General features: G+C 36.1%; 11 protein-coding genes and 1 pseudogene. 7 read left to right on the forward strand and 5 right to left on the reverse strand.

The genetic code is table 11. The features are described 5' to 3' along the window. Positions 1-97: 97 nt before the first annotated feature. The 5 genes from WCM76_14210 to WCM76_14230 form a co-directional block, all read right to left on the reverse strand. Positions 98-1,492 (reverse strand): hypothetical protein, encoded by a 1,395-nt coding sequence (locus WCM76_14210; protein MEI6766780.1) that lies wholly within the window; start codon positions 1,490-1,492, stop codon positions 98-100. A gap of 138 nt (positions 1,493-1,630) precedes the next feature. Further along, positions 1,631-3,835 carry a VapE domain-containing protein gene (locus WCM76_14215; GenBank protein ID MEI6766781.1) on the reverse strand — a complete coding sequence of 735 codons (2,205 nt, stop codon included), beginning with the start codon at positions 3,833-3,835 and terminating at the stop codon, positions 1,631-1,633. A 50-nt stretch (positions 3,836-3,885) separates the two neighbouring features. After that, a complete protein-coding gene (locus tag WCM76_14220; protein ID MEI6766782.1) occupies positions 3,886-4,074 on the reverse strand; it encodes a hypothetical protein in 189 nt (62 codons plus the stop codon). A 111-nt stretch (positions 4,075-4,185) separates the two neighbouring features. Continuing rightward, a complete protein-coding gene (locus WCM76_14225) occupies positions 4,186-4,476 on the reverse strand; it encodes a hypothetical protein (protein MEI6766783.1) in 291 nt (96 codons plus the stop codon). A 65-nt stretch (positions 4,477-4,541) separates the two neighbouring features. Continuing rightward, a complete protein-coding gene (locus WCM76_14230) occupies positions 4,542-5,282 on the reverse strand; it encodes a hypothetical protein (protein ID MEI6766784.1) in 741 nt (246 codons plus the stop codon). 493 nt (positions 5,283-5,775) lie between these two features. Here WCM76_14230 and WCM76_14235 point away from each other — a divergent pair, with 493 nt between their 5' ends. From WCM76_14235 to WCM76_14265, 7 genes and pseudogenes are all read left to right on the forward strand, one after another. Then, positions 5,776-5,865 (forward strand): hypothetical protein, encoded by a 90-nt coding sequence (locus WCM76_14235; GenBank protein ID MEI6766785.1) that lies wholly within the window; start codon positions 5,776-5,778, stop codon positions 5,863-5,865. A 186-nt stretch (positions 5,866-6,051) separates the two neighbouring features. After that, positions 6,052-6,876, forward strand: a complete 825-nt coding sequence (locus WCM76_14240) for a hypothetical protein (protein ID MEI6766786.1) — start codon at positions 6,052-6,054, stop codon at positions 6,874-6,876. A gap of 257 nt (positions 6,877-7,133) precedes the next feature. Then, positions 7,134-7,928 carry a hypothetical protein gene (locus tag WCM76_14245; protein ID MEI6766787.1) on the forward strand — a complete coding sequence of 265 codons (795 nt, stop codon included), beginning with the start codon at positions 7,134-7,136 and terminating at the stop codon, positions 7,926-7,928. An 18-nt stretch (positions 7,929-7,946) separates the two neighbouring features. After that, a complete protein-coding gene (locus WCM76_14250) occupies positions 7,947-8,750 on the forward strand; it encodes a hypothetical protein (protein ID MEI6766788.1) in 804 nt (267 codons plus the stop codon). A 182-nt stretch (positions 8,751-8,932) separates the two neighbouring features. Beyond that, entirely contained in the window at positions 8,933-9,916 is a 984-nt protein-coding gene (locus WCM76_14255) for a hypothetical protein (GenBank protein ID MEI6766789.1), read from the forward strand. Between the two features lie 136 nt (positions 9,917-10,052). Then, complete coding sequence (locus tag WCM76_14260) at positions 10,053-10,973, forward strand: hypothetical protein (GenBank protein MEI6766790.1); 921 nt, start codon at positions 10,053-10,055, stop codon at positions 10,971-10,973. Between the two features lie 177 nt (positions 10,974-11,150). Next, positions 11,151-11,936: pseudogene (locus WCM76_14265) on the forward strand (type I restriction endonuclease). Positions 11,937-11,989 lie beyond the last annotated feature (53 nt).

Here is an 11,989-nt window from a genome sequence, read left to right on the forward strand (position 1 = left end):
TCCGCCTGATTTTCATTAGGCAACCCAATCAGGTCGAGGAACAGCGTTTCGCGATGTGTAGCGCACTATCTTCCCCGACCGGATTGTTACCCCGCCCTTATACCTTATTTGTAATTTGGGGCATCATTGCATCTGGCTTATTTGCTGCGAAGACTTGAAAAGTGCGCCCCCTCTCTCCGAATCTATTTTTCTCCGTTATAGCCACACCATTCTCAACGTTGATTTCAATATCACAATCATGAACAACCTCGTAAGAGCCTCTAATCTTGCCATTTTTTGTGGACTGTGAAATTGTAATTAGAGCTGAATCCATATAGAGCTTGCGAAGTTCTTTTAGTTCAAGCGCACCAATACGCATGTTGTCAAGGCTGTCAATAACGATGAAGTTATATGTTTGAGGCTTTACTTCGTTTACAAGGTCTGCGTAAGTCCGAAGGTCGGCAAGGCAAAGGTTATCACTGATGGCATTATTGTTTACAATTTTATCCTTCATCGTTTTTGAAAATCCCTCCTCGCCACTCACGTAGATAACGGGGCCAAAGTTCTCCGCCAGATAGTATGAGAGTTGCAGTGCAAAAGTGGATTTGCCTTCCCCGGCCATCCCATGCAAGGCACAATGGAAATTAACGGAAGGCAACCCGAATATATGCCGCCACCGACCTGTGAAATTTAGTGCCGGGTAATCCAGCGCCGCCAAATCTGCACTGCTAATGATTTTACTATTCGCATTACCGTTTACAAACGTTTCCGCCGGGACAGCTATCTGTTTGCAAACGTTTATTTCATGCCCTTCGTTGACAGTATTCGTTGGATAATCAAGTTGGATTACCTCATTTATAACCGGTTCTTCAATGACTTCTTTTTCGATTGTCAATAAACGTTGTGTCTTGCCCAACAAGGCTTTCAGGTCGTTAACTTCAACATTTGCTGATGATAGCTTAACGTTTAGCTCATCCAAATAAACGTTTGTTTTATCTATTTCAGCCTTTCGGTTCCTGTCACGTTTATCTTTAGTAAAAAGTTCTCCTATTCCGCCAACTATAAGACCTAAAAAGCCTCCTATTGCTGCATTTTTTCTGCATTTTTTTTCGTCGTACTTGTTGGAGTTTGGTATAATATACCCAATATATGCACCTGCCCCTGTGCTTGTGAGTGTAATACCTCCATTGCCGGGGTTTGATAATAAGTTTAATTGATGTATAAACGTTTGTTTCTGTTGTAATAAACGTTTAACATAGTCATTCTTTAAAACCAACTTGCCCAAAATGGAATTGTATTCTTTATTCGGAACCGACTCGAAAATGGTTTTCTTAACCGGAACCGGAGCCTTCTCCACCAGTCCTTTCAACTGGTTCCGAAATTGTTCTGTTTCGCCATTGGCAGCTTTGTTGCTCTGCCAGACTGTGCTCCGGCATGTGGAGGAACAATATCTCGCATCGTTTCTCTGTGCGTAAAAGTCCTTGCCGCAATTTTCACATTTCTTTGTTATCATTTGGTTGATTGTTTTTAAAAGCCAATTACTACATGGCTACGTTACTACTTTCTTTGAATTATGAAGTAAGGTAGTGCGCCTGAAAATCGCTGTTTATCTATCCCTACTACTTACGTGTGTCCTTATCTATCACGGCCTTTAGAAGGGCGTAGTAGTGTAGTCACCATTTTGTACTGATGTTTCTGCAAATTGCATGAAATAGCCTTTTACCGGATATTTGTCTGATCGTTTGCATACCCGTTCAAACCCAAGTAGCTTGAGAGCCTTACCAATGCTGCTTGTATTTAATCTTGCAGCAGGGTATTTCTCCACAAGGTTTGTGAGAAAGTCCGTAGCTTGGTAAAAAGCATCGTGAAGCTCTTTTGTTCCCGGTGTATAATGCTTTTGTATCAATTCAATTTCGGTAGTCGTCACTTGATACTGTTGATTGGCCTTTTCATTGCTTTCTATCTCATCGGCGGTAAGTTCATATTTGAAGCCTGTTTTATACAAGGTATAAGCTTGACGCCACACGTCATCAATATTGATATCCTTTTTATAATCCCAATTGATCCTGCCTGTGAGATCAAAGCAAAGCCAACGCACACTTCCTGTTTCATCAGTCAGGAACTCAGCCTTGTTAGTTGAGCCGAAAAAGCTTGCCCTGCGTGGAGCTGAGGAGGCCGTCTTGTCATAAGGCCGGCGTACTTTGATGGTTTCCTTGCTGAACATGCTTTTTAGCGAATTGATTTCTGCCCTTGAAAGTGTTGCCAGCTCGTCCATGTTAATCATCAAATTATCACTCAGGGCAATCAGACTATCCTTATCAGTCGAAATATTTTCAGCAATGTATTTGCTAAGAAAGTTAGGGCAAAGCCAACGGATAAAGGTCGTTTTTCCGCTGTTCTGTTCTTCATGCACAAGGATTAGAGCTTGTTTGTTTATGGTTGTATCCGTGAGCGCACAGGCAATTGTCCGTACAAGTGTTTTGCGAAACTGTACCTCGAACCGTACACTATCTTGCACAGGGATGTACCCACAAAGAGTTTGAATATAATCAGGGTCAGACTTCGGCAACCATTCCGGCAAATGCTCAAAATAATATTTGAACGGGTTAAATCGGGAAACGTAATCTGATCGGAGTAGTGAGCTAAGCTTTGACATGGAGAATTCAATATTGTTGTGTTGCAAGAACCGGTAAACATTATCCTCATTCAATGGCGTGTGTTCTGTAACGTCACTATTGTGGAGTTTGAACTCAATCTCACTTGAAACCTCATTATAGCGCAAGTCATAAGTTTCGGAAATAAGCTGTTCAACTTTTTCAAATTTTGAGAGCCGCCGTTCCTCTGTTTGAGGTTGGTCTATTTTTTTTACGATACCAGCTCGTATGGTCGCTTGAACAAGTTGAAATACCTCATCTACTGCATGGCCGAGTTTAAAGAAGTCTGATAGGTCTTTTCCACCTTCACTAATGAGCGTTTCAGGTAAAATCAAATTATGAAGACCATGTTCAGATGCGGTTTTCATGGCACCAGTTTTTCCCGGCAGGTCAATATCATAGCAAACAATAAGGTGTTGGCATTTTTTCTGCAGCAGTTCAACGTCTTCTGCCTGTAGCCTCGTTGCGGCATTGTCAGCACCTACGGCAACTATTCCATGTGCATTTGCTACAATTGCATCTTTTAGCCCCTCCACAATCAGGATGAACTCAGTGTTCTCAGGCAGCAAATCCATGCCATAAAGGTCATGATAGCTTTCGGGCTTCTTGCCAAGCCAAAGGTGCTTAACCTGCTTGCCTGTGGGCATTGGTCGGTATATTTTACAGCAAGTATCCGAAATCTGAAAACCAAAAAGAGGATCGCTTGCTTTGGCAGCTATGCGAAACTGCTTATTGCCCTTCGTGAAGGTAAATGAATCAAGCGCCTGAACTTTGAACTTTGACATAACTTCCATTATTGCCGACTCAGTCGCATAGTCGAGCCAATAGCTGTAGTCATTTCCATGCACCAGATTGAAATTTTCAATTGCGCTGGTATTGATAACCTTTTTTTGACTTGTGACGGGAATATCCATAAGCATATCCTTACTTATAATTGCTATTGCTTCTTTAAAGTCGCAATCCCGGAGCTTCATGACGAAGTCAAAGGGATTGAGGTTTTCACCGGTAACAAAATCATGGTAGCACCAAGTTGAGCTTTTAGGGGGAACAAATACATTGGCATCTGCGCTGTGACCATCATCACGAAACAGCGCCTTGAAGTTTTTTGCAGTTCCGCTTTCCTTCAACTGTGGTATATAATATTCGAAAATGGCAAGGCCATTATTGGTATTATCAAGAATGTTCTGTCTATTATCTCTCATATAATAAGGGTTAATGGAGCGGCAGGATTATGTCCTGCCGCTCCGGGTTACTACTCATCGGTTTCTGCAAGCTCCTCAAGGTCTTCAAGGCTGTCCCGGTTGTCACGGGAGGGGAACACATCAATCAGCACGTTGCCGTCTTTGGTGTTACCTGCAATTTTATTGTTCATTTCATTCTCACTAAGAACACCTGCAAAGTCAGAGATGTTTTCAGGACTAATAGTAAATTGTATTTTCATTTTGCAATTTTTAAGGTATTATTATTAGGTTATTTACCACTCGATAGCATATACGATATCATAGGAGGTGAGCTGTCTGATGCGTAATACTTTAAAAGTGGGCATGGCTGATTACGCTGTTTTCCCATTTTCAATGAATTTTAGAATTTCACTTTTCAAATAATACCATTGGTTTCCGGCCTTCTTACCTGAAATTTCTTTTGACCTTCGCTTGTTCCAGAACCATGTTGTTCCTTTTTGTAATAGTACTTTAGCATCTTTCTCAAGGATATAATCATCAAGAGCGCCCTGTTCTTGTTTATTTCCCTGATGTAGGAATGTTTGCATTTTTTTCATCATTTCCATCAGCTCATCCATCTTTTCGTAAGGGATGAGCGCAAAACGAGGTAGTGTTTCTGTCATATTTGTTTGGGTTTAGTTAAGGATTCTTTATTTATTTTTTAAAGCAACATTTTGAATAAAAAAAATCACACAATTCTTTTGACCTGTTCATCAATGGCCGCAATGATCTTAGCCACATGATTAATCTTAATCTTACTTGATAGCGCTTTTTGGCTGAAAACGTCCTTGGCGTCTCCGTATGCCCATTCTACAACTTGTTTATTGGTCAAATGGTTTTCACGCATTACAGTTTCAAAAAGTTCATATAAGTCAAACCGTTCCTTGAGTATTACTAATTCGGGTATTTCTCCAAGCAGTTTGACTGCCGCATCAAAGTATATCGAAGGTTCGGCATCATTTGCTTTCCAACACAGCAGGGGGATATACTTCGATTTGGATTGTCCAATAGCTTTATTATAATCCGTAATTAAAAAATTTGTCAAAAAATACTCTGCCAGCCCTTGACTGTAAGGCTTGCATTTTTCGGCTATGCCCTTTAAGCTGAACTTTTCACCCAATCGTTGATATTCTCTTGAAATAACATCAGATATCATAGCGGCTTCCATCTCCATTAACCCCTCACAGTGGTATGCGGCATGCTCCACGGAAGTAAAATCCGCATTTATCAAGCTTTTCAATTGAGTAGTTGCTCTTTTGAAAGTTATCTTGATATATAAAGGATGTAATGGCCCGGATATATTATTATTACTTATACCGTCAGCGTTATCACCATTATCTGACGACTCTTTAAGATTGAAATTTATAAAGTACTTCACAGTTATTTTGCTCATTTGATTCTTGTCAATTCTCGGATATGATTTTTTCATATTGAACCTATTTGAAATTAGAAGACGGCAAATGTAATCAAATAGTTGCTTTAAAATACAAATAAAAACAACTTTATTGAAAATAAATTACTATGCATTGATAATGAGGCATATAAAATCAAAAATATTTTTGTATTGTGAAGGTTTTTTCAGCCGTTAAGGGAAAATATGGGCAGAAATGAGCAAGTTGAAACTGCAAAATTGACGAAAACCTGCATCCCATTTACCGAAGTGGTGCATTCTTTTTTACCGATTACAGAAGGGCAGGGTTGTACGCTTTTCGGAAAAGATAATTGAGATGTTACAGAACGATTAACGGGAGTACCGTCCGGCAATTTATTTATTTGAGGGCAAATACGTGGGGATAAATATTCGGAAGCGTCTTTGTCGCAAGTACTAAAAAAGCATATCTTTAGCAAAGATATTAAATGTGGTAAAACATCATTAATTGAGGCATTCTTACACTAGGCATTTATTGGAACCGGGCACGGGCTTGATTCACATACAGGAGTTTTGGGGACACAAGCGCAGCAAGACGACGGAGATATACACGCATGAAAGCAACAAATCGCTTAGAAGATAAAGATAAAGTCGCCGTTTGATGATTTTGAATTGGGATGAAAAGAATGAGGTCAAATTTACGGTTAGCGGCCAGCAGTGTACATGCATAAGTGTGCTTTGTTAGGCAAAACATAAGGATGAATATTAGTATCTGAAACTTTAACAACGACCGTTTAAATATTAGACAATACAAATAAATCAACCTCACATGAAAACTAAAAATGAAATAGCAGAAATAATACTTGACCAGTTCAGGAAAACAAATAGCAGAGCAGGGCACATTGTTATGCTCAGATTATTTTACCACAATATAATTCCAAAATTTAATCCCAAAGAGCGGGACTTGTTTGCCGCGGCCGCGGATGTTTTAATAGACGGTGGTTATATGACTTATGAAAAAGATGGACTTGAGTGTTTCCGCTTGACAGATAAAGGTTATGAAAGTATTTATGATGATGACTTTGAACTCACATCAACAGCAATAATAAAAAAGAAATCTATACCTAATATAGATTTCCCAGACGAAATTTATAAAGATGTTCTCACTACAATAAAGCAATACGGAAAGGATTTAGAACAAAAGCCGAAAGTATACCAAAGTCAGGATGAGGAAGGATTAAGAGACCACTTTCTTACAAACCTAACTGGACGATACGAACGAACTACTGCTACAGGAGAAACTTTTAATAGACAAGGTAAAACGGACATTATATTAAAAGACGATAAAGGGAATAACTTATTTATTGCTGAATGTAAATGGTGGAAGGGTGCAAAAGGTTTTCATGAAACGATCAATCAACTTTTCGACAATTACATATCATGGAGAGATACTAAAGTTGCTTTGATTTTTTTCGTTGATAATAAGGCGTTTTCAGATGTTATAGACCAAATAGAAACTGAAGGGAAAAAGCACGAATATTATGTGAACTTTATTAGTAAAAATAATGACTCAAACTTCAGTTTCATATTTCGGCAAAAAGACGATGAAAAAAACCAAGTAAAAGTTGAAATGATGTTTTTTCACTTTGTTTAGAATGAAGATTGAATTAATTGACAAAAAGAAAGGCCGCCGATAATCGCGGTTTTTTTCATTCGGCACGTGCTTCTTAGATCAGAAGGCCGTTGACAAAAACATTCCTTCTTCTAGATAAAGCAGGGTTGCCGCACGAAAATAAAGCTGCAGAACGTTACCATCCATTAAAAAAAATGAGAATTCAACTCAAAATAATAATAATTGGACTCCTGCTCAAAATCAGGTCATTTTAAAAGTAATTGGAAAACAAATAGAAAATGATGTTGATTACAACAATTATAAATTTAATATCTTCAATAGCAGTAATAGCAAGTTTATTTATTGCTTACAGAGCGTTAATAGAAGTAAGAAAACAGCGAGAGACAATCTACTTACCAAGTATTCTTATAAGTGGGTATGAAATAAGATATAAAGCTGAAAGGTTAGGTTCACTCATCGCAATAAATTATTGGCGTATTAGTTGGGACGAAAATCATAACATTCAAGATATTGGAAGAGAGATAGGCGGATCACTTGGAGAGAATTTTCACCTTGATTTTTATAATATAGGTTTAGGGAGTGCGAAAAAATTAACAATGACATTTGATATTAATGTTTCGAAAATTATTAAGGAGATATTACAAATTGCAGCTAGTAACAATAAGAGTGACATAATTAACTTTACACTTACGGATAATAATCTTGATTTTGAAACTAAAAACTTTCAATCTATTGCAGGTGGTTTTACAATCGCTGATTATATTTTAAAAAAGGAAATTAAATATTTACTCCCAGTTTCTGTAAGTAATAAATTAACAAAAGTTGAATTTCCGCATGTACTTACGGATTTAATAATGTTTTACAATTATGTTATTTTTGAATGTTATGAAACATGTGATGGATACTATTATAGAAATGGAGAAAGAATCACTGCACCTGTATTTCCAACATTTCAACTCTCCTTGAAATATCAAGACATAAACAACAAGGAACATAATAAAACATATTCTATAACTGTGAGTAATAATAAAGATGGATACACTCATGGATACTTAAAAATTGTTGAAATATAAATTTTAAATTATACTTAGATGAAGAAGTTAATTATTATTTTGATATTACTTTCGACAAATGTCATGGGTCAAGACTTTTCAACCAAGATTGACTCGATTCTAAACAAAACATTAATAATGGAATCCAGTGTATATAGACAAGAGATTCTTTCTTCAATTATTAATAGCAAACTTGACATTTTAGCTACAAAAAATGACAGTATCTCCAAATATATGAATTCAGAACATTATCAATATTCTATGCCCAAAATAAAATGTTGTTGTTGTAATAATGATAAAAAAGATTCGACACCTTGGAAAGATTATTTGCCATTAATAATTGCCATTTTGACTGCAATATTCGCATTATTTCAAATGAAAAGTAATCATGTGACTCAATCAAGAATTAAATGGATAGACGACTTAAGAAAAAACATATGCGAGTTTATAAGTATTATGAATAGTATAAACGTACAAATATCGAATATGGTAGATGAAATAAGCAAACTTGACAGAGATTCCGATGACTATGCTACTGATAGAGAAAAAATATTTGTAAATTATTATAAAGGCCTGGCTGAAGATCATAAAAATGCTGATTTCCTGATAAACCAAATTGACCTTTCATTAAATGATTCTGAAATGAAACATACACGTTTAGTAGAGCAATTAGGAACTTTTGCCGAAAAATCAAAAGAATCCCATCAAAAGAAAGAATTAGAAAAGCTTGATTTGCTTAAAGCAGATTGTATCAAACTGTCAAAAGAAGTTCTCAAAGACGAGTGGGAGAAAGCTAAACGGACTAAAATTGGTTACAAATGTTATAGATTTAGAAAAAAATAACCTGCCTATAATGGGCTTTATTGCATGCGGCCAGTGCTTCGTAGGCAGGAAAGCAGCGGACAGAAACATTCCTTCTTTTAGACAAGGCAGTGAGGTCGCCCGAAAATAAAGCCCCGATCGTTAGTGACAAGGCTATCAAGACAAACACTTGCATAATAATTTGGATGAGAAAATACTAAATATTGAAGACTGATAATTACACATTTGAAATAGGCGAGTTTTCATGCTCCACAGACAGTTTTATGGTTACAGAAAGTGCAGTGCTCCGAATGAACATTTATGCTGAAAAGCCCGCCCATCGCAAACATACTGATATGTGCAATATTAAAGCAGAACTTAACATGAGAAAATCATTATTTATTATCTTGACAATTTTGGCTACAAATCTATTTGCCCAAACGTCTTCTGACAAATCAATTTCCTATTTTGAGAATTGTATAGTAAATAAGATTAATCCTATTGGTGCTGACAATTTTAAATTTGAAACGGATTCTCGACTTATTGTTTGGAGTGATCCATTAACTAAATCATATAAATATTCAAATGAAGAATTTGACAAATTAGGTTATGAATTCGTAAAGAAGACTGACGGGGACAAGAACCAATATTCAAAAATCTATAGAAATTGTAAGAAAGGAATAGTCGTTGAGGTTACAACATGGCTAAATAATAAATTCTCTATTTCCTTTCAATGGTTTCCTTCAAACTTAAGGACACAGATTGCTTATATGACAGACTGTGATTTTAATATTCAAGAATATATGGCCAGCCATAATTCGTGTACTTATTCAAGCAATTCGTGGATAGATATTGTCGGCGTTGGTAATGGTGATTGGGAAAAGGCTTCCGATAAACCAATAAATCAATATTGTGAAATTTCAGTTTCAGATCCCAAGGACTCAACACTAATTGTAAATATTGGTGGGACTAAGACTGCATATAAGATGATGGCGTATAATGAATATGTCGTTAGTGGCACGATGGCAAATCTTTATAAGACCTATTATCTAAAATTGAATAACGAAAGCTATACACTTGATGTTCATTATGACAAAGAGTATCATGAATTTCGATTATGGTTTTATAAAAATGTAAATGGTAAAGATGTGGACTTATGGCTTATAAATGAGGCTAAGTGTCCAATGTGTACGTTTAAGAAAGAATAAAATAAAGACAATAAATACAATGTTTAAGTACAAAGCCAAATTTGAAATGAACTTTACTTAAGAATTGATTAGCCCAGCGTTCGTGCTTAAAATGACAATTCAACGTAGCCACTTTATTTTACAAAAAAAAATAATTATGGACATTATAGTTAAAGACGGAATAAAATATTTTCAAACAGACTTTCAAGGAAAAGAGAACGAGTTTGAAAAAGTTGTTTTTACTCAATACAAGCATCTTTTCGGAGACAACGCTATTTTATTTAAAAAGAAAAAAATTGCATCAATTTTTGGCACAGAAACAATCCCTGATGCTTTTGTTATTGACTTTGAAAAAGAAAAATGGTTCATTATTGAAGTTGAAATTTCAAATCACGATGTGTATTCTCATATTGCTCTTCAATTAATGAAATTTTCTGAAGCACATAACAACCCACAAACAAGAAAACAACTCGTGAGATTTTTTGAAAGTGAAATAAGGACAGACCCGTTTAAAAATGCCTTACTTATTGCAAACGGAAAAACCGAAGTCTTTAAAACCGTTAGTGAAATTGTTGACTGCGAGCCGGAGCTTGTTATCATTATAGAACAAGAACACGAAAAACTGAAAAGTGTTTTTGGATCATTTAAGTTCAAAACGATAATCAATGTTTTCAAAACATTTACGCGAGACGGCTTTGAACATGGGGATGCGATTTTTCAAATTGAACCACTAATAAAACCAATATCAAGAATTACCCCCCTGACAATAAATATAGTTAGTCAACAGCCTACAGAAAAAATTTTCGAAAGAAAAAGAGGAAGGGGAAATAGAGATGGATTAACTGACTATATTATTCCGGCTGTTAAGTTGATTAAAAACGGAACAAAGCATTCGGATGCATTTCATCAAATTGCCGACAATTTAAATGTGGCTTATCAGACTGTTAATGCACAATGTACAACAGTCCTTCACATCAATACTAATAAATTTTTAGAATTAGTAAATACAGGTAAATTGGCTGACTTTTTAAAAAATAAATTTCCGAACAAACACGACATTATTGACAGGGAATTATAAAACGCACGAAAGTAAGTGCCGGCACGCTATGGCACATGCTAAAAGAGCGGTGGCACATTCTAGCACATTTGTTTTTTGCCGACGCACAAAGCCCGAACAAAAAACCAAAAGAACCATTTTTGCCATTGCAATAAATGATAAATCGATTTATACAAGTAAATTTGTACAAAAAACTGAATGTTTAAAGAAAATCAAATAGAAGAAAACCTTATCAAGCAACTTACTGAGTTGAAGTACAACTATCGACCGGATATTTTCGATAGAAAAACGCTTGAACAGAACTTTAAAACTAAATTTGAAACACTGAATCATGTTCATCTTACAGAAAGTGAATTTTTACGTTTACGTGAAGAAATCATTAATCCTGATGTTTTCACTGCCTCAAAACGGCTGCGTGAAAGAAACTACTTTCAACGTGAAGATGGTACGCCTTTACATTACGCTTTAGTAAATATCAAAGACTGGTGCAAAAATGACTATGAGGTCATAAATCAATTACGCATCAATACTGAAAACAGCAATCACCGCTACGACATTATTTTATTGATTAATGGGCTGCCGGTTGTGCAAATTGAATTAAAAAAAATAGACATTTCCCCTCGTAAAGCAATGCAGCAAATAGTGGATTATAAAAATGATTCCGGAAATGGCTACAGCAATTCGTTGATGTGTTTTATGCAGATGTTTATTGTGAGCAACAGCAACAGAACCTATTATTTTGCTAACAATAAAAACCAACATTTCAGTTTCAATGCAGATGAACAGTTTCTGCCAATATATGAATTGGCAGACAAGAACAATAGGAAAATAAACTATCTTGAAGAGTTTGCCGATAAGTTTCTCAAAAAATGTACGCTTGGCGAAATGATTAGCAAGTATATGGTTTTGATTGAAAGCGAACAGCAAATGCTAGTGATGCGACCCTATCAGATTCATGCAGTAAAAGCCATTGTTGATTGCATTTGGAGAATACGCGCAAACTGGTCCCCTAGTTCCGCGTTAAGCTGACCCCCTTT

The organism is Bacteroidota bacterium (genome assembly GCA_037133915.1).
Lineage (GTDB): Bacteria > Bacteroidota > Bacteroidia > Bacteroidales > CAIWKO01 > JBAXND01.

Bases quoted from the DNA above. Each gene is read 5' to 3' on its own strand.
- WCM76_14210 (MEI6766780.1), bottom strand. From the start codon at position 1,492: ATGATAACAAAGAAATGTGAAAATTGCGGCAAGGACTTTTACGCACAG.
- WCM76_14245 (MEI6766787.1), top strand. From the start codon at position 7,134: ATGATGTTGATTACAACAATTATAAATTTAATATCTTCAATAGCAGTA.
- WCM76_14240 (MEI6766786.1), top strand. From the start codon at position 6,052: ATGAAAACTAAAAATGAAATAGCAGAAATAATACTTGACCAGTTCAGG.
- WCM76_14225 (MEI6766783.1), bottom strand. From the start codon at position 4,476: ATGACAGAAACACTACCTCGTTTTGCGCTCATCCCTTACGAAAAGATG.
- WCM76_14215 (MEI6766781.1), bottom strand. From the start codon at position 3,835: ATGAGAGATAATAGACAGAACATTCTTGATAATACCAATAATGGCCTT.
- WCM76_14250 (MEI6766788.1), top strand. From the start codon at position 7,947: ATGAAGAAGTTAATTATTATTTTGATATTACTTTCGACAAATGTCATG.
- WCM76_14230 (MEI6766784.1), bottom strand. From the start codon at position 5,282: ATGAAAAAATCATATCCGAGAATTGACAAGAATCAAATGAGCAAAATA.
- WCM76_14260 (MEI6766790.1), top strand. From the start codon at position 10,053: ATGGACATTATAGTTAAAGACGGAATAAAATATTTTCAAACAGACTTT.
- WCM76_14220 (MEI6766782.1), bottom strand. From the start codon at position 4,074: ATGAAAATACAATTTACTATTAGTCCTGAAAACATCTCTGACTTTGCA.